The organism is Streptomyces sp. NPDC051940 (genome assembly GCF_040680895.1).
Lineage (GTDB): Bacteria > Actinomycetota > Actinomycetes > Streptomycetales > Streptomycetaceae > Streptomyces.
This window is the reverse complement of the sequence record NZ_JBFAXR010000111.1, coordinates 11,996-28,902: the sequence shown is the minus strand read 5'-3', so window position 1 is coordinate 28,902 and position 16,907 is coordinate 11,996. Positions and strand designations below refer to the sequence as shown.

14 protein-coding genes and 1 pseudogene are annotated in these 16,907 nt (G+C 72.3%); 5 read left to right on the top strand and 10 right to left on the bottom strand.

The window, feature by feature from the left end; genetic code table 11:
• A pseudogene (locus AB0M28_RS31290) lies at nucleotides 1-999 on the top strand (hypothetical protein); the annotation flags it as partial.
• Between the two features lie 19 nt (nucleotides 1,000-1,018).
• On the top strand, nucleotides 1,019-1,768 hold the full coding sequence (locus tag AB0M28_RS31285) for a methyltransferase domain-containing protein (RefSeq protein WP_365412506.1): 750 nt from the start codon (nucleotides 1,019-1,021) through the stop codon (nucleotides 1,766-1,768).
• Between the two features lie 13 nt (nucleotides 1,769-1,781).
• On the opposite strand, the gene AB0M28_RS31280 is transcribed toward AB0M28_RS31285, so the two are convergent.
• On the bottom strand, nucleotides 1,782-2,579 hold the full coding sequence (locus tag AB0M28_RS31280; protein WP_365412504.1) for an NAD(P)H-binding protein: 798 nt from the start codon (nucleotides 2,577-2,579) through the stop codon (nucleotides 1,782-1,784).
• Between the two features lie 234 nt (nucleotides 2,580-2,813).
• Here AB0M28_RS31280 and AB0M28_RS31275 point away from each other — a divergent pair, with 234 nt between their 5' ends.
• Nucleotides 2,814-3,305: a hypothetical protein gene (locus AB0M28_RS31275; RefSeq protein ID WP_365412502.1), complete on the top strand. Its 492-nt coding sequence runs from the start codon at nucleotides 2,814-2,816 to the stop codon at nucleotides 3,303-3,305.
• Between the two features lie 15 nt (nucleotides 3,306-3,320).
• Here AB0M28_RS31275 and AB0M28_RS31270 read toward each other — a convergent pair whose 3' ends face one another.
• The 4 genes from AB0M28_RS31270 to AB0M28_RS31255 form a co-directional block, all read right to left on the bottom strand.
• Nucleotides 3,321-5,351 (bottom strand): beta-galactosidase, encoded by a 2,031-nt coding sequence (locus tag AB0M28_RS31270; protein WP_365412500.1) that lies wholly within the window; start codon nucleotides 5,349-5,351, stop codon nucleotides 3,321-3,323.
• 51 nt (nucleotides 5,352-5,402) lie between these two features.
• A complete protein-coding gene (locus tag AB0M28_RS31265; protein WP_365412498.1) occupies nucleotides 5,403-6,737 on the bottom strand; it encodes a sugar ABC transporter substrate-binding protein in 1,335 nt (444 codons plus the stop codon).
• A 99-nt stretch (nucleotides 6,738-6,836) separates the two neighbouring features.
• Nucleotides 6,837-7,811 (bottom strand): carbohydrate ABC transporter permease, encoded by a 975-nt coding sequence (locus AB0M28_RS31260; RefSeq protein ID WP_365412497.1) that lies wholly within the window; start codon nucleotides 7,809-7,811, stop codon nucleotides 6,837-6,839.
• A complete protein-coding gene (locus AB0M28_RS31255) occupies nucleotides 7,774-8,682 on the bottom strand; it encodes a sugar ABC transporter permease (RefSeq protein ID WP_365412495.1) in 909 nt (302 codons plus the stop codon). Before AB0M28_RS31255 ends, AB0M28_RS31260 begins: the two co-directional genes overlap by 38 nt.
• Nucleotides 8,683-8,952: 270 nt before the next feature.
• On the opposite strand from AB0M28_RS31255, the gene AB0M28_RS31250 reads away from it, so the two are divergent.
• Both AB0M28_RS31250 and AB0M28_RS31245 read left to right on the top strand, forming a co-directional pair.
• Complete coding sequence (locus tag AB0M28_RS31250; RefSeq protein WP_365412512.1) at nucleotides 8,953-9,942, top strand: LacI family DNA-binding transcriptional regulator; 990 nt, start codon at nucleotides 8,953-8,955, stop codon at nucleotides 9,940-9,942.
• A gap of 176 nt (nucleotides 9,943-10,118) precedes the next feature.
• On the top strand, nucleotides 10,119-11,000 hold the full coding sequence (locus tag AB0M28_RS31245) for a universal stress protein (protein WP_365412493.1): 882 nt from the start codon (nucleotides 10,119-10,121) through the stop codon (nucleotides 10,998-11,000).
• 88 nt (nucleotides 11,001-11,088) lie between these two features.
• Here AB0M28_RS31245 and AB0M28_RS31240 read toward each other — a convergent pair whose 3' ends face one another.
• From AB0M28_RS31240 to AB0M28_RS31220, 5 genes are all read right to left on the bottom strand, one after another.
• On the bottom strand, nucleotides 11,089-12,042 hold the full coding sequence (locus tag AB0M28_RS31240) for a GNAT family N-acetyltransferase (RefSeq protein ID WP_365412491.1): 954 nt from the start codon (nucleotides 12,040-12,042) through the stop codon (nucleotides 11,089-11,091).
• A gap of 86 nt (nucleotides 12,043-12,128) precedes the next feature.
• Nucleotides 12,129-13,541 carry a glucoamylase family protein gene (locus AB0M28_RS31235; RefSeq protein ID WP_365412489.1) on the bottom strand — a complete coding sequence of 471 codons (1,413 nt, stop codon included), beginning with the start codon at nucleotides 13,539-13,541 and terminating at the stop codon, nucleotides 12,129-12,131.
• Between the two features lie 202 nt (nucleotides 13,542-13,743).
• On the bottom strand, nucleotides 13,744-14,940 hold the full coding sequence (locus AB0M28_RS31230) for a family 1 glycosylhydrolase (protein ID WP_365412510.1): 1,197 nt from the start codon (nucleotides 14,938-14,940) through the stop codon (nucleotides 13,744-13,746).
• A gap of 83 nt (nucleotides 14,941-15,023) precedes the next feature.
• Complete coding sequence (locus AB0M28_RS31225) at nucleotides 15,024-15,887, bottom strand: carbohydrate ABC transporter permease (protein WP_365412487.1); 864 nt, start codon at nucleotides 15,885-15,887, stop codon at nucleotides 15,024-15,026.
• Nucleotides 15,884-16,870 (bottom strand): sugar ABC transporter permease, encoded by a 987-nt coding sequence (locus AB0M28_RS31220; RefSeq protein WP_365412485.1) that lies wholly within the window; start codon nucleotides 16,868-16,870, stop codon nucleotides 15,884-15,886. The genes AB0M28_RS31225 and AB0M28_RS31220 overlap by 4 nt, the downstream gene beginning before the upstream one ends.
• Nucleotides 16,871-16,907 lie beyond the last annotated feature (37 nt).

Here is a 16,907-nt window from a genome sequence, read left to right as displayed (position 1 = left end):
ACGCAGTACGCCCGGGGGGTGGCCTGTCCGGCGATCTCGCCGCCGCGCGGCCGGCGGGCGGCCGACGGCTGGGGTCCCCGGCGCCTGATCGGTGCCGAGTTCGTCGTGGACGCCTCCGGGCGCGACTCGCGCGCCCCCGAGTGGCTGGCCGAACTCGGCTACGCGCCACCCCGGGAGACGGTCGTGGCCGCCCGTCACACATACGCCACCTCCGTGTTCGCACCGCCCCTCGGCCATGTCGCCGACTGGAAGGGCCTGGTGCTCATGGGTTCGGCGGGCCGTCCGGACCAGGGAAGCCTCCACCCTGTCGAGGGCGGCCGGTGGTCGGTGGCGCTTGCGACCGCCGGCGACCGGCGGCCCCCCGCCGACCACGAGTCCGTGCTGCGCGCCGCCGGCACGCTCGGCCATCCGCTGCTGCGTGAGGTCCTCGAGGACGCCAAGCCGCTCGGCCCGGTCTACCGCTTCAGCGGCACCGACAGCCGGTGGCGCCACTACGAGAAGCTGCGCCGCTGGCCCGACCAGTTCGTCGTGGTGGGCGACGCCCTGGCCGCCCTGGACCCGTCCCACGGGCCGGGCATGACGCTCGCCGTGCGCGGCGCCCTCGTCCTCGAGCACATCCTGGCCGCGCACGGCACCGCGGTGGGCATCAGCTACCGGCTGCGCCGCGCCCTCGCGCACCAGCTCGCGCCCGCGTGGCGGTCGGCCACCCGGAGTGTGCCCGCGGCGGACGCGCCGGCTTCCCTGCGGACCCGGCTCGCCGGCCGTTACGCGGCCCGGATCGCGGCCGCCGCCACCGGCGACGAGGGCGCGGCGCGCGTGCTGCTGGACCTGGGCGCGGCCCCCCGCACCGCCGCCCTGCGCCTGCGCGGTCTGCGCGCCGCGCTGCGCCGACCGGGCCCGGCCCCGCACACCCCGCCCAGCGTCACCCACGGCACAGGCAAGCGGAGGCGGCGCCCCCGGGTGGCGCCCGCGGCTCCTGCACCGGCTGTCCTGCGCTGAGATCGTTTAGGGTGCGACGATGGAACGTACAACCGACGTGCCCGCAGCTTCTGTCCGTGCCGCGCGACCGGCCCCGGCGAACTCGTACGACGGCTTCGCCGAGGCGTACTCGGCGGACAACGAGACCAACCTCCTCAACGCCCATCTCGAACGGCCCGCGATGCTCGCGCTCGCCGGAGACGTGGCCGGCCGGCGGATCCTGGACGCCGGCTGCGGCTCGGGCCCGCTGGCCGCCGCGCTGCGCGACCGGGGTGCGGTCGTGACCGGCATCGACGCCAGCGCCGGGATGGTGGCGCTGGCCCGGCGGCGGCTCGGCGACGACGCGGACCTGCACGTGGCCGACCTCAACGAGCCGCTGCCGTTCGCCGACGGCGCGTTCGACGCCGTGGTCTCGTCGCTGGTGTTCCACTACCTCGAGGACTGGGGGCCGGCCCTGGCGGAGATACGGCGCGTGCTCAGGCCCGGCGGCCGGCTCGTCGTGTCCGTGCAGCACCCCTTCGTGGACTACGCGATCCAGAACCCCCGGCCCGACTACCACGCGACCACCAGCTACAGCGACGAGTGGACGTACGACGGGCAGTCCTTCCCGCTCACCTTCTGGCGCCGACCGCTGCACGCGATGACCGACGCCCTGACCGCCGCGGGCTTCCGCCTGGACCGCGTCAGCGAGCCGAAGCCCGACCCCGCCGCCCGCGAACTGTTCCCCGACGACTTCGACGCCGCGTCGACGAAGATCAGCTTCCTGATCCTCGTCGGGGAGGCACAGTAGCCGGGACCGGGAGTCACGCCCGGAACCCGTCGGCGTGGGCGGTGGCCCACTGCGTGAACGTGCGTGGCGGGCGTCCGGTGATCTGCTCGACCGTGGGGTGGACGGTGGTCTCGTCGATCGTGTGGTCGCGGTAGAAGGCGAAGAACGCCTCCACGTACTCCAGCGGGGTGTTCTCCGCCATCCGGGCCCAGCCCTCCTCGTCCGACCAGCCCTCGAACCGCAGCGCGCGGCCGAGGACCTCGCCGAGGAGGCGGACCCGGTCGCCGGGCCGCAGCGCCTGCGGGCCGGTCAGGGCGTACGCCCGGCCCGCATGTCCGGGCTCCAGCAGCGCGGTCGCGGCCACCGCCGCGATGTCGGCGGGGTCGACGGTGGCGATCGGCAGCTCACCGAAGGCGTCGCGCACCACGTCGCCCGCGGTCAACTGGGGCAGCCACCGCAGGGTGTTGGACATGAAGGCGGCGGGCCGGAGGAAGGTCCAGTCGAGCCCGGACTCGCGCACCGCCGTCTCCGACCGGAGCATGTACCGCGAGATGGCGTTGCCGGTGTCGGTGGCCACGGCGGCCTGACCGCTCAGCAGCACCACCCGCTCGACGCCCGCACCCTTGAACTCGGCGACCAGCCCCGGCATATCGCGGAACCCGGGCAGCAGGAACACCGCGCGCACCCCGTCGAGCGCGGGACGCAGCGAGGCGGGCTCGTTCAGATCGGCCCCGCCGTCCCGCGACAGCGCCCGCACCGGGGCGCCCGCCGCGGTGAGCTCCCGCACCACCTCACGTCCGACATTGCCGCCGGCTCCGGTGACGAGGATCATCGCGGCGTCCTTCCGGGTCGTACGGGGGCGGGGTCGGGGATACGACTGAAATCCGGTGATCGCATGCACACCAGCATCCCCTGCCCGCCCCGCCGCCGGCAGCCGAACCGGCTGCAATGCCGCCCGCGTGTTCCTGCACACACCCCGGACCGGGAACGCCCCCTCACGGCCCGCACCTTGCCCGGCCCAGCGGGCCGCAGGACCATGGGGGTTGCCGGGAGCGGGGGTGGCGGCGTGGGGGAATCCAGCGACGTCGAGGTCATGCGGCGCCACAGCGCGCGCCCGGTGCTCGCGGGCGGCCTGGTCCTGGCCTTCTGCGGGGCCACCGCCGGGCTGAATCCCGAGGCGTGGCCGGGTGTGCCCTGGCCGTACCCGGTCCTGTGGGCCGGGCTGGCGCTGAGCTACGGTCGTGCGGAGTCGCGTCCCCGCCTCCGGCTCACTCCCGGCGGCCTCACCGTCCTCGGCCGGCGCGAACGGTCGGTCCTGTGGACCGAGATCACCCGCTTCGCGGTCGAGGACGGCAGGACACTGGTGGTCCATCTCGCGAGCGGGGAACGCGTCGCCCTGCCGGCCCCCTGCGATCACCTGGTGTTCTCCGACAGCCGCTTCCCGGCCCGGACCCGGCACGTCGCCGCGGCCTGGGCGGCGGCCCGCGGCCTTCCCCCGCCGCTGATCGCGCAGGAGGAACGGCCGCCGGGCCGATGGCGACTTCGCCGTCGCGCGTGAGGACGGCCGCCGGGCTCAGACCGGCCGGCGCACCACCGCCACCCCCCGCGGCGGCAGCGCGACCGCGCCGTCCGCGTCCCGCGCACCGGCCAGCAGCTCACCGCTCTGTCCGGGCACGGACACCGCCTCGTCGGTGCGGTTGACCAGGAACACGAAGCGGTCCGCCGCGCCGCGCCGCACCGCGACCTCCACCCGCCCGCGCGCCGCCTCCGGCAGCTCCGCGCCGACGCCGGCCGACTCCAGCAGCCGCGGCAGCAGCGCGCCGAGTCCGGCCGCGCCCAGCCGCGTCGAGACGTACGACGCGCTGCCCGGCCCGACGGGGCGCCGGGTGACAGCGGGCAGCCCGGCGTAGGCGCCGTCCCGGTACGACACCAGGACCTGCGTGGCGTCGTCGGCGAGCGTGATCCGGTCGCTCCACACCGTGCCCGTCAGGCCGCCCTCCAGCGCGGCGCTCTCGCCGTCGAGCAGCGGCCCGAACTCCTCGATCCGGATGCCGAGCAGGTCGCGCAGCGCGCCCGGGTAGCCGCCGAGCCAGATGTGGTCGTTCTCGTCCACGACGCCGGAGAAGTAGGTGGTGACCAGGTGCCCGCCGCTCTCGACGTACCGCGTCAGCTCCTTGGCCAGCGCGGCCGGTACGACGTGCAGCACGGGGGCGACCACCACGGCGTACCGGGAGAGGTCCGCGTCGGCCGGTACGACGTCGGCCCGCACGCCCTGGGCGAGCAGCGCGCTGTACCAGTCCAGCGCCTCCTGCCGGTAGGCGAGCCGCTCGGTGGGGTGCGAGTCCTGCTCACTGGCCCACCACGACTCCCAGTCGAAGAGGACGGCCACCGGTGCCGTCTCGCGCCGCGACCCGGCGACCGGCGCGAGCGCCCGCAGGGTGTCGCCGAGGCCGCGCACCGCGCGGAAGACCTCGCTGTCCGCCCCGGCGTGCGGGACCATCGCCGAGTGGTACTTCTCCGCGCCCGCCGCGGACTGTCGCCACTGGAAGAAGCACACGCCGTCCGCGCCGTGCGCCACGTGCAGCAGCGAGTCGCGCGCCAGCTCGCCCGGCCGCTTGGCGACGTTGACCGGCTGCCAGTTGACGGCGCTGGTGGAGTGCTCCATCAGCAGCCACGGGCTGCCGCCGGCGATGCCGCTGGTGAGGTTGGCGCTGAAGGACAGCTCGTCGCGGTCCTGGGTGCCGGGCAGCACGTAGTGGTCGTTCGACACGAAGTCGATCTCGGCGGCCCAGTCGGCGTAGTTCATGCCCTTGGTCTCGCCCATCACCATGAAGTTGGTGGTGACCGGCACCTCGGGGGTGAGCTCCCGCAGGAGGTCGCGCTCGGCGCGCAGATGGTCCTTCAGCGCGTCGGAGGAGAAGCGCTTGAAGTCCAGCTGCTGGGTCGGGTTGGGGAACGAGGCCGCCAGCCGCGGCGGCAGGATCTGCTCGAAGTCGCTGTAGCGCTGCGACCAGAACGCCGTGCCCCAGGCGTGGTTGAGGGCGTCCAGGCTGCCGTAGCGGGCGCGCAGCCAGCCGCGGAAGGCGCGGGCGGCGTCCTCGGAGTAGTCGTAGACGTTGTGGCAGCCCAGCTCGTTGGAGACGTGCCAGGCCACCAGGGCCGGATGGTCCGCGTACCGCTCGGCCATCGCCCGTACCAGCCGCAGCGCGTGCTCGCGGAAGACGGGCGAGGTGGGCCGCCAGTGCTGCCGCCCGCCCGGCCACAGCGTCTCGCCGGCGGCGGTGACGGGGAGGATCTCCGGGTGCGCGGCGGTCAGCCACGGCGGCGGGGAGGCGGTGGCGGTGGCCAGGTCCACCCCGATCCCGGCGGAGTGCAGCAGGTCCATCACCTCGTCCAGCCAGCCGAAGTCCCAGCTGTCGGCGGTGGGCTGGATCCGCGCCCAGGAGAAGATCCCCACGGACATCACGGTGACCCCGGCCTCACGCATGAGGCGGATGTCCTCCTCCCAGACCTCGCGCGGCCACTGCTCGGGGTTGTAGTCCGCGCCGTAGGCGATCTCGGGTCGTCGTCCGCGCAGCAGCCCGGTCGGCTGGGAGGAGGTCATCGTGGTCCTTACGTGAATTGCCGTGATCGGTGTCGAAGAGGCGGGCGAGGGCTACTCGGCGACCGTGAAGCCCTGCTCGGAGCCGTACTTGACGGAGGCGTCCTGCCAGGACTTCAGCCCGTCGGTGAGCGTGGTGCCCGAGACGTACGCCTTGCCGACGGTGTCGTTGAAGATCGAGTTCGCGTAGACCTGGTACGGGAGGTACTTCCAGTCGCTGGGGACGTTGGCCGCCGACTCCGCGAAGATCTTGTTGGCCTGCTGGCCGCCGAAGTACGGGAACGCGGTGTTCTGGAACTCCGTCGAGTTCAGGTCCGCGGTCGTCGCCGGGAAGGCGCCGCCGTCCAGGCGCGTCTTGACGCCCTTGCCGGCGTTGGCGTACTCGATGAAGGCGTACGCGAGCGCCTCGTTGCCGCCGAGCTCCGGCATCGCGAGGGAGCTGCCGCCGTTCTCGGCGCTGGCCTTCTCGCCCGCCTTCCACTGCGGCAGCGGCGCGGCACGCCAGTCACCGGCGGCGTCCTTCACGCCGGAGGCGAAGTTGGCCGGCATCCAGGCGCCGGTGGCCAGCGTGGCGATGGTGCCGTCGCCCAGGCCCTTGTACCACTCGTCGCTCCAGCCGGCGACGGGGGACAGCAGCTTCTCGTCGATCAGCTTCTGCCAGGTGTCGGTGTACGTCTTGGCGCCCGCGTCGCTGAAGTCGATCTTCACGTCGGTGCCGTCGACCTGGTACGGCCGCGAACCGGCCTGCCACAGCAGGCTGGTGGTCATGCCCGCGTCGCCGGTGTCGCTGGTGATGTACGCCTTGGGGTCGGCCTTGTGCAGCTTGCGGGCGGCCTCGAGGTACTCGTCCCAGGTGGTCGGGACCTTGATGTCGTACTTGTCGAAGACCGTCTTGTTGTAGAACAGCGCCATCGGGCCGGAGTCCATCGGCAGGCCGTAGACGCCGTCGCCGGACTTCACCGCGTTCCACGGGCCGGGGGAGTAGGTGTCGGCGAGCTTGTCCGCGCCGTACTGGGTCAGGTCGGTGACCGACTTCGTCAGGGCGTACTGGCTGAGCGCGTAGTACTCGATCTGCGCGACGTCCGGGACGCCCTTCTTCGCCGAGATGGCGTTCTGCAGGGCGGTGTACTGGTCGTTGCCCGTTCCGGCGTTGACCAGCTTGACCTTGACCTTCGGGTGCTCCTTCTCGAAGTCCGCGGCGACCTGCTTGAGGGTGGGCTCCCACGCCCACACCGTCAGGGTGCCGCCCTTCTCCAGGGCCGCGTCGACGGATCCGGCGTCGACCGAACCGCTGCCGGAGTCGTCGGAGCCGCCGCAGGCGGTGAGCGCCAGGGCGAGGGCCGAGGCGATGCCTATGCCGCTGAGGACGCGGCGCGAGTACTTGGGCATGGCGAGCTTCCACTTCGTTGAGGGTGAACAGGAAGGGCTTGGAGGTCAGAGGGTCCGCCGGCCGGCGGGCGGCATGTCAGAGGAGGGCGCCCGGCCGGGTCACTCCTTGACGCTCCCGGCGGCCAGACCGGACTGCCAGTGCTTCTGCAGCAGCAGGAACGCCGCGATCAGCGGGACGACGGTGAGCAGCGAGCCGGTGATCACCAGATGGAACACGGCCTCGCCGCCGGCCGTGCCGGCCTGGGCGTTCCAGCTGTTCAGGCCCAGGGTCAGCGGATACCAGTCCGGGTCCTTCAGCATGATCAGCGGCAGGAAGTAGTTGTTCCAGGTGGCCACGGTCGTGAACAGCAGGACCGTCACCGTGCCGGGTGCCAGCAGCGGCAGACAGACCTGGAAGAAGGTGCGCAACTCGCCGGCGCCGTCGATGCGCGCCGCCTCCAGCAGTTCGTCGGGGATCGCGTCGCTCGCGAACACCCACATCAGATACAGGCCGAAGGGCGAGATCAGCGAGGGGATGATGACCGCCCACGGGGTGTCGGTCAGGCCCATCTTGCTGAACAGCAGGAAGGTGGGCACCGCCAGCGCCGTGCCCGGCACGGCGACCGCTCCGATGACGACAGCGAACACCGCGCGCTTGCCGGGGAAGCGGAACTTGGCCAGGGCGTAGCCGCCGAGCACCGCCAGCAGCGTCGCCCCGCCGGCGCCGACCACGACGTACATCAGGGTGTTCAGCAGCCACCGGCCGAAGACGCCGTCCTGGTAGGTGAAGGTCGTACGGATGTTGTCCCAGAGCGCGAAGTCGCCGTCGAACCACAGGCCGAAGGAGTTCGCCAGCCCGCGCTGGCTCTTGGTGGCGCTGAAGACCAGCCACACCAGGGGCAGCAGGGCGTAGAGCAGCACGACGCCCGTCAGGACGGTGAGCGTGACGCTGCGGCGCGGGGAGCGCGTGGAGTGCCGGGGGCGGCGCGCGGTGCGCAGCCTGGGCGCGTGGCCGGCCGGTACGGCGGGCCGGGTGGCGGTGCTGGTGCTCAACTCGTCACGCTCCCTTGCGCATACCGCGCAGCTGGACGGCATAGGCGACGACCATGGTGATCACGCCCATGACGATCGCGACCGTCGCGGAGTAGTTCTGCTGCTGGCCGGAGAAGGACAGCGCCGCGGTGTAGAGGTTCGGCGTGTAGTCCGTGGTGATCGCGTTGGGCGCCAGGTTCTGCAGGATGCTCGGCTCGTTGAAGAGCTGGAAGCTGCCGATGACCGAGAAGATCGTGGCGATGACCAGGGCGCCGCGGATCGCGGGCAGCTTGATGGCGGTGATGACGCGCAGCTGGCCGGCGCCGTCGATCTCCGCGGCCTCATAGAGCGACTGCGGTACGACGCGCAGCGCGGAGTAGAAGATGAGCATGTTGTAGCCGACGAACTCCCAGGTGACGACGTTGCCGATGGACGCCAGCACCAGGTCGGGGGAGAGCGGGTCGGGCAGCGAGACCCCGAACGCGTCGTTGATGTCGCCGACCAGTCCGAAGCGCGTGCCGTACATGAAGCCCCACATCAGCGTGGCCACCACGGCGGGCACCGCGTACGGGAGGAAGACGGCGATGCGGAAGAAGTCCTTGCCGTACAGCCGGCCGCTGTCGATGGCGAGGGCCACGAGCAGCGCCAGCCCCAGCATGATCGGGACCTGGACGCACAGGAACAGCGCGACGCGTCCGACGCCGTCCCAGAACCGGGCGTCCTGCAGGGCCTGCTGGTAGTTGTCCAGCCCGACGAAGGACGTGCCGCCGATCAACTGGGTCCGGAAGAGGCTGAGATAGGCGGAGTAGCCGAGCGGGGCCAGGAAGACCAGGGCGAAGACCGCGGCGAACGGGCCGATGAAGGCCCAGCCCGTCCAGGAGCGCCGGGGCCGGCCGCGGGCACCGGCCCGGGCCGCTGGTTGCAGCGTCGTCATCGTCGTTCCTCGCTCATCCCGATGGAGCAGGTGGTACTCGGGATGTTTGCGTAAACATCTTCGGCCGCAACATTTCCACGGTGATATGTTTGCGTAAACATCCGATGGCGGCATGTCTACACTGCGCAGGTGGCGACGGTCAAGGGCCGCCCGGGACGAGTGACCGGCGACAAGGAAGCGGCGAGGGGCACGGTGGACACCACGAAGAACCCGGGAGAAACCGGAGAACCGCGCGCCCGCCGCGCCACGCGCCGCCGCGCGGGCGCCTCCATGGCGGACGTGGCCCGGCTCGCGGGGGTTTCGTCGCAGACCGTCTCCCGCGTCTCCAACGGCTTCCCCGGCGTCAACGAGGAGACCCGCAGCCAGGTCCTGGCCGCCATGCAGGAGCTCGGCTACCGCCCCAACAGCGCAGCCCGCGCCCTGAAACGGGGCGAGTTCCGCACCATCGGCGTCATCACCTTCACCCTCGCCACCACGGGAAACGTCCGCACCCTGGAGGCCATCGCCACCTCCGCCGCCGAGGAGGGCTACGCCGTCACCCTGCTCCCGGTCGCCGTGCCCACCCAGGACGAGGTGCGCGGCGCGTTCACCCGACTGGGAGAGCTGGCGGTCGACGCGATCATCGTGATCATGGAGGTGCACCTCCTCGACAACGCGACGATCTCCCTCCCGCCGCACGTCAAGGTGGTCGTGGCGGACTCGGACGCCGGCGACCGCTACACGGTCGTGGACACCGACCAGGCGGGCGGCGCCCGGCTGGCCGTCGAGCACCTGCTCTCCCTCGGCCACCGCACGGTCTGGCACCTCGCCGGACCGGACGACTCCTTCGCCGCCCAGCGCCGTACGGACGCCTGGCGGGCGGCATTGGCGCAGGCCGGGCGGGAGATCCCCGAGGTGGTACGGGGCGACTGGTCGGCCGAGTCGGGGTACCGCGCGGGCCGGGCCCTGGCCGCCCGCACGGACTGCACCGCGGTCTTCGCCGCGAACGACCAGATGGCGCTCGGCCTGCTGCGCGCCCTGCACGAGGCGGGCCGCCGCGTCCCCGAGGACGTCAGCGTCATCGGCTTCGACGACATCCCGGAGTCCGGCTCCTTCCTGCCCCCGCTGACGACCGTGCACCAGGACTTCGCCCAGGTCGGCCGCCTGTGCGTGGACGGCGTCCTGCGCCAGATGAGCCTCAGCCCCCCGGAGCGCGGGACGACGCTGGTCCCGACGCGCCTGGTCGTACGGGAGAGCACGGGGCCGGCGCCGGGGGCGTGACCGGGCCGGGTGCGAGGGGTGACCGGACCTGGTCCGGAGCGTGACCGCACCCGCGCCCCGGGGTGTGACCGCACTCGCTCCCGGAGCGCGACCGCGCCCTCCGCCGTATGCGATCCCCGCCGGGGAGGCGCAGGCTGGAGGAGGAGGGCAGGGCCGACCCGGAAGGAGCAGCCCCCATGACCGGTCACGTGGTCGTCGGAGTGGACGGTTCGCCGTCGAGCCTGGAGGCGGTGGGAGTGGCGGCCCGCGAGGCGGACATGCGCGGCACCGCCCTTCGCCTGGTGCACGCCTTCGGCTGGCCCGCCGGCCACATCCCGCCCGGCATGCACCCCTGGAGCGCGGAGACGGCGGGCGTACGCGAACTCATCGACGGCACGATGGCCGAAGCCGAAGAGCGCGCGCACGCCGCGGCACCCGGCACGCAGCTCCAGCGCGAGGTGACCGTCGGCGAGCCGCTCACCGTCCTGGAGATCGAGTCCCGCACCGCCGCGCTCGCGGTCGTCGGCAGCCGGGGCCGCGGGGCGTTCAAGAGCCTGCTGCTCGGCTCCACCGCCGTGCACCTCGCCGCACACGCCGGCTGCCCGGTCATGGTGATCCGCGGCCGCGCCGATCCGCAGGGCCCGGTGGTGCTGGCGGTCGACGGCGCGTCCGCCGCGGACGCGGCCGCCGAGCTGGCGTTCGCCGAGGCCCGGATGCGCGGCGCGGAGCTGGTGGCCGTGCACGTGTGGAACACCTGGAGCGAACAGCCGTACACCGGGCCGGGCGACCCGCTGACGGCGGTGGTGGTGAACGTCGAGGAGCTGCAGGAGCTGGAGCAGGGCCTCCTCGACCGGGCGATCGAACCCTGGCAGGCCCGCTACCCCGACGTCACCGTGGAGCGGCGGCTGGTCCGCTCCCGCACCCGCACGGCGCTGCTGGAGACCAGCGGGGAGGCCCAGTTGGTCGTGGTCGGCGCCCGTGGCCGCGGGGGATTCACGGGCATGCTCCTCGGCTCGGTCAGCCAGGCGCTGCTCCACCATGCGGACTGCCCGGTGCTCGTGGTCCGCGGCAGGGAGTGAGGTCGTTACGGGCGGGTCCCACCCCTCGGCGCAGGGTCACCCGCCCGTAGGACGCCCCTGAGCGCTGGGTCGGACTACGACCCGCCCCTCAGCTCCCGCCCGCCGCCTTCACGAGCGGCGCGTCCCGCGAGAACTCCCGGAACCCGACCCCGTAGTAGAGCCCCCGGGCCTCGGGGTGCCCCGGCGCGCCCAGGCACGCGACCTTCATCCGCGTGGCCCCGGCCTCCCGCGCCAGATGCATCCCGTGCAGCAGCATGACCCGGCCCAACCCCCGGCGCCGGTATCCCGCATGCGTCCCGACCGGCTCGAACTCGGCCTCCTTGTTCACCTCGTCCAGCCACATGATCGTCGAGCAGGCCATCGTCCCGTCCGGCGCCTCCACCAGGACGTGCAGATCGCCGCGGTACCCCGCCGTCTCGCGCACGCCCCGATATGCCTCGGCGGAGTACGTCGACTGCGGCCAGGCGTCCAGATGGGCCCGCACCGCGGCCTCGGGACCGGCCTCGTCGGCGGTGCGGAACCGGAACCCGTCGGGCAGCACGGGCCGTTCCAGGTCGGCGAGGTCCCGCTCGTTGAACTGGGTCCACGCGCCGGTGTCGCCCAGCATGGCCGGGTCGGGTTCGTAGCCGCGCGCCGCCCACCGCGGCAGGGCGAACTCGTCGGCGGCGTTCGCGGTCACCGTGCGCCGCAGACCGGCCGCGGTGCCGTCGTACCAGCCGATCACCTCGTCGACCAGCCCGGCGTGGTCGGGATGGACCTGGTACATCAGGGAGGCGCCGGTGATGTCCCGCACCGACCCGTCGGCCCGCCGCACCCGGCGCGGCAGCGAGGCCCAGCCCCACGCCACCAGGTCCGCCCCCGCGAACCACAGCCGGCGCCGCCAGCTCGCGCCCTCGCCCGCGTGCGCCTTGCCCCAGCCCCAGGCCAGCTCGCCGAACGTCGCCTCGCCGTTCACGAGTTCCGGCCGGACGGCGGTGACACGCTGCGCGAGGCCCTGCATGAGCCGCACGTCGGCAGCGGTCAACAGCTCCGAGTTCGTCATGGAGGGTCACTGTGTCAGTAGTCCGCACCGCCGTCGAGCCGGTTTCCGGCGCCGGATGGGGCGCGGCGTCGCGCGCCCGTCCCGGCTCAGATGCTGAAGCGCTCCTTGCCCAGCAGCGGGCGCACCCGGGAGGCGAAACCGCCGGTGCGGAACGGGGCCTGGAGCAGACCGGGGCGCAGCTGCTGGGCCAGCGCGGCGGCCACCATGCCCTGGTCGAGCGCCAGCACGAAGTCGCTGACCCGGCCGGTCGCGACGTTCACCGAGTCGCGGAACCCCCAGTCCTCGTCGTACGCGCCGAAGTCCCGGTCCAGCGCGCGCAGGTTCGCCACCGCCTCGTCGCGGGCCTGGGGCAGGGCGAGGAAGGAGGCGTGCGGGGTGACCACGCCGAGGGAGTTGTAGCCCTCCTCCTGCATACCGATCGCGTCCACGCCGTACTCGCGGTAGCCGCCCTCGGGGATGTTCGCGGGGGAGAAGCCCCAGTAGCCGTAACCCGCCTCGTCCAGGCCGTGCTCGATCTGGCTGCGTACGTACCGGCTGTGGGTGAGGCCCCAGGAGCGCGGCGACCACTCCGGCTCCGGCACGAACAGCGGCACCATCAGCGCCTCGAACATCGAACCGCCCCACGTGGGCACCAGCTTGCGGCCCCGGTAGGTGTAGTGGCCCTGCCACACGTCCACGCCGTCGATCACGTCCCACCGGCCGTCCGGCTGCTGCTCCTGGCCCCAGCCCGGGAGCATGGTGCGGTAGATGTGCCAGTAGTGGTCGGTGGGCAGGCTGCCGTCGGCGATGCCGAGGTAACTGGCCATCCGGGGCTCGGTGTTCAGGGCGCCGTAGTGGTGGCCGGTCGGCTCGCCCTTGCCCGGCTTGTCGGGCCAGTAGCCGCCGCGCAGCTGGCCGGGGGAGACGTACGGGTCGGCCGGGTCGAAGGGCGTGTAGTAGTACGACCAGTCGGCGCCGGCCAGCAGCGCGGCGATGCGCGGGCGCAGCGCCGGATCGGCGTCCGCGGCGATGCGCAGGCCGGTGACCAGCCAGGCGTTGTCGACCGAAGACAGGAAGGGACGGACCGGGTTGCCGTCAGCCGGCCAGGTCGTCAGGACCGAACCGTCGTAGGCGTCGTACCAGTTGAACCAGAAGCCGTGCGCCCGCTCCAGCTTCTCCACGGCGGCGACGGTGCGGCTGAGCCGGCGGTGCAGCGTGTCGGCGGAGATCACGCCGAGGCCGGCGGCGGCCACCGTCGACCACAGGCCGCAGCCGATGTTGGTGGGCGAGGTCTGCACGGAGGGGACGGGACGGCCGGAGCCGCTGACGTCGATCTTGTCGGCGGTGAGGCCGAAGTCGGTGGTCATCGCCACGATGGAGCGGTACGTGGCGCGGAACCAGGCGTGCAGCTCGCCGGTGGTGGCGGACGTGGTGCGCGCGGGTGCCGCGGCGGCGCTCGCGGGCAGCGCGGCGGCTCCGGCGCCCAGGGCGGCGGCGGTGAGGAACGTGCGACGGTCCATACGGATCCAGCTCCCTTGGCAGGCAGGGTGGTGGTGGGGATGGCGGTCGTGCTCGCGGATGTGGAGTTGTGAGGTGGTGCGGTCGTACGGGGAAAGGAGCGGGAGCCGGCGGTTGTCAGGTACCGCCGGCTCCCGCCCTCGGGACCGGCGGAGGTCAGGATCCGCCGGCGCCCGGGTCTGCGGGTACGCCCGGCCGTGGGGGTCAGACGCGCGGCAGCGCGCGGCTGCGGCCCATCGCGCCGAGCCAGGCCGCGGAGGGCTTCGCGGTGCGCTCGAAGGTCACCGGGTCGACGGAGATCAGGCCGAACGTGGCCTTGAAGGTCCCCCACTCGTAGTTGTCCAGGGCGCTCCAGGCCAGATAGCCCTGGATGTCCAGGCTGTCGTCCAGGCACGCGGCGACCGCGTCCAGCGCGCCGGTGTAGTAGTCGACGCGGCGGGTGTCGTCGGCGGTGGCGATGCCGTTCTCGGTCACGATCAGCGGCAGGCCGGGGCCCGCCACCTCGGCGGTGTGGCGCAGCGCGTCGCCGACGGCGGTGGGGTAGTACTCCCACTGCGTGAGCGTGCGCTCGGCGTCCGCGGGCGCGGGGATCGGGCCCTCGGGGCCGATCTTCGTACGGGTGTAGGACTGCACGCCGATCCAGTCGTCGCCGCGCGCCGCCTCGATGAAGACGTCCTCGCGCGGGTGGCGGTAGGCGGCGGTGACGTCCTCGGCGCCGGGCAGGGACTGGTAGACCTGGTTGGCGATGGTCCAGCCGACCCGGATGTCCGCGTTGATGCCGCGGACCGCCTTGACCGCCGCGTGGTGGGCGGCGATGACCGCGTGGGTGGTCTCCTCGTCCGGGGTGGGCAGGCCGGCGGGCGGGAAGCCGCGGTCGCCGGACTTCGCCAGGCCCGCCATCACGGCGATCATGTTCGGTTCGTTGATCGTGCACACGTGTCGCACGCCCTCGGCGATGATCGGCGCGCACTCCTCGACGTAACGGGCGAACAGCTCGACGGCCCCCTCCGCCGTCCAGCCGCCGAAGTCCTCGAACCACCGCGGCACGGTGAAGTGGTGCAGCGTCACCATCGGCCGCAGGCCGCGGGCCAGCGCGCCCTCGACCATCCGCCGGTAGTGCGCGATCTCCGCCTGCGAGAAGTGGCCGCGGGCCGGCTCGATGCGGGCCCACTCGACGCTGAACCGGTAGTCGGTGAAGCCGAGCGACGCCAGCAGGTCCATGTCCTGCTCCCAGCGGTGGTAGCTGTCGCAGGCGTCCAGGCTCGGCTCCTGGATCCCCGCCGCCGGGTCGTGCTCCTTGCGCCACCAGTCGCTGTTGGTGTTGTTGCCCTCGATCTGGTGCGCGGCGGTGGAGGCGCCCCACAGGAAGCCCTCGGGGAACGGGGTGGTGCGGGTGGTCATGGTGAGGTCCAGTTCTTTCTGCGGTGCGGGAGCGGGCATGCGTCAGGAGGCGTATGGCTACGCGTGCGGATGGGGGGCGCCGGCTACTTCATGCCGGCGGTCGCGATGCCCTGGGTGAAGTGGCGCTGGAGGAGGGCGAAGACGACCAGGACCGGCAGGACGACCAGCAGGGAGCCGGCCATCAGCATCCCGTTGCCGCCGCCCACGGTGCGGTTGGGGTCGTTGGCGAAGGTGGCGAGGGCCACCGGCAGCGTGTACTTGCCGGGGTCGTTGGTCGCGATGAGCGGCCAGATGAAGTTGTTCCAGGAGCCCAGGAACGTGAAGATCGTCAGCGTCGCCAGGGCCGGCTTGACCAGCGGCATCACGATCCGCCAGAAGATGTACCACTCGCCGGCGCCGTCCATCCGGGCCGCCTCCAGCAGCTCGTCCGGGATGGACTGCATGAACTGCCGCATCAGGAAGACGCCGAACGCGCCCGCCGCGAAGGGCAGCACCAGGCCCGCGTACGAGTCGATGAGGTTCATCTTCGTCATCAGTACGTACAGGGGGAGGATCATCAGGTTCCCCGGCACCATCAGCGCCGCGAGGACCAGCCCGAAGATCTTGTTCTTGCCGAAGAAGTCCAGCTTGGCCAGGGCGTAGCCGAGCATCGAGCAGAACAGCAGGTTGCAGACCGTGACCAGGATCGCGACGAAGGCGGAGTTCATGAAGTACCGCACCATGTCGAGCTGGTCGAGCAGGTCGCGGAAGTTCGCCAGGGTCCACTCGGAGGGGATCCACACCGGCGGGCTGGCGGTCAGGTCCCTCTTCGTCTTGAAGGCGCTCAGCGCCATCCACAGGAAGGGCGAGGCCATCGCCAGCAGACCGGCCGAGGCGATGACGTACATCAGCGGCCTCTTGATCCGGCCGCCGCTCCCGGTCCGGGAGCTCAGGGTGGGGGCGCTCATTTGGTGTTGTCCTTCATGAGGCGGAGCTGGAGCACCGTGATGCCCATGATCACGACGAACAGGACGTACGCCATCGCGCTCGCATAGCCCATGTGGAAGAAGTTGAAGCCCTCGCGGTACATGTCCAGCGAGACCGTCAGGGTGGAGTCGGACGGGCCGCCCTGGGTCATCACGAACGGCTCCTCGAAGACGTTGAGATAGCCGATCGTGGTGATGACCGTCGCGTACAGCATGGTCGGGCGCAGCAGCGGCACCGTGATCCGGCGCAGCTCCTGCCAGGCGCCCGCGCCGTCCAGCCGGGCGGCCTCGCGGACCTCGGTGGGGATGGCCTGCAGACCGGCGATGAACAGCACCATCACCGTGCCCATGTTCCGCCAGACCGCCATCGCGATCAGCGACGGCATCGCCCAGGTCTCCGAGCCGAGGAAGTCCGGCGTGGTGAAGCCCAGCTCCGCCCCGATCCCGGCGATCATGCCGTCGGACGGGTCGAGGACGAAGCGCCAGACGATCGCCACCGCCACGATGGTGGTGACCACCGGGGCGTAGAACCCCACCCGGAAGAAGGTCCGGGCCCGGTCGATCCCGTTGTTCAGCAGGATCGCGACCAGCAGGCCGAGCCCGATCGTCAGCGGCACGCCGACGACGACGAAGTACCCCGTGTTGAACAGTGCCGTGAGGAACTTGTCGTCCTCGAAGAGCTTGGTGTAGTTCTCCAGCCCGACCCACTCCGCCTCCAGCGGGCGGGTGACGTTGCGGGCCCCGAAGTCCGTGAAGCTCATCAGGAGCGTGGCGACGATCGGGAAGAGCATGAACAGCCCGAAGATCACCAGGAACGGGGTGGAGAACAGCCAGCCGGCGAGGTTCTGCATCCCCATCCGGCGCCCCCGCCGCGGGGCGGCGGGGGCGCCGGAGTGATCCGGGGCGCCCGGCCGCGACCCGCGCGGGGCCTTGACGGTGGTGGCCGAAGCCTTGGTGGCGGTCATGGCGGTGGCGGCGTCCTACTCGTCCTTGTGCCTCGTC

Coding starts and splice junctions, on each gene's coding strand:
- AB0M28_RS31285 (WP_365412506.1), top strand. CDS start 1,019: ATGGAACGTACAACCGACGTGCCCGCAGCTTCTGTCCGTGCCGCGCGA.
- AB0M28_RS31280 (WP_365412504.1), bottom strand. CDS start 2,579: ATGATCCTCGTCACCGGAGCCGGCGGCAATGTCGGACGTGAGGTGGTG.
- AB0M28_RS31270 (WP_365412500.1), bottom strand. CDS start 5,351: ATGACCTCCTCCCAGCCGACCGGGCTGCTGCGCGGACGACGACCCGAG.
- AB0M28_RS31265 (WP_365412498.1), bottom strand. CDS start 6,737: ATGCCCAAGTACTCGCGCCGCGTCCTCAGCGGCATAGGCATCGCCTCG.
- AB0M28_RS31260 (WP_365412497.1), bottom strand. CDS start 7,811: ATGCCGTCCAGCTGCGCGGTATGCGCAAGGGAGCGTGACGAGTTGAGC.
- AB0M28_RS31255 (WP_365412495.1), bottom strand. CDS start 8,682: ATGACGACGCTGCAACCAGCGGCCCGGGCCGGTGCCCGCGGCCGGCCC.
- AB0M28_RS31250 (WP_365412512.1), top strand. CDS start 8,953: ATGGCGGACGTGGCCCGGCTCGCGGGGGTTTCGTCGCAGACCGTCTCC.
- AB0M28_RS31245 (WP_365412493.1), top strand. CDS start 10,119: ATGACCGGTCACGTGGTCGTCGGAGTGGACGGTTCGCCGTCGAGCCTG.
- AB0M28_RS31240 (WP_365412491.1), bottom strand. CDS start 12,042: ATGACGAACTCGGAGCTGTTGACCGCTGCCGACGTGCGGCTCATGCAG.
- AB0M28_RS31235 (WP_365412489.1), bottom strand. CDS start 13,541: ATGGACCGTCGCACGTTCCTCACCGCCGCCGCCCTGGGCGCCGGAGCC.
- AB0M28_RS31230 (WP_365412510.1), bottom strand. CDS start 14,940: ATGACCACCCGCACCACCCCGTTCCCCGAGGGCTTCCTGTGGGGCGCC.
- AB0M28_RS31225 (WP_365412487.1), bottom strand. CDS start 15,887: ATGAGCGCCCCCACCCTGAGCTCCCGGACCGGGAGCGGCGGCCGGATC.
- AB0M28_RS31220 (WP_365412485.1), bottom strand. CDS start 16,870: ATGACCGCCACCAAGGCTTCGGCCACCACCGTCAAGGCCCCGCGCGGG.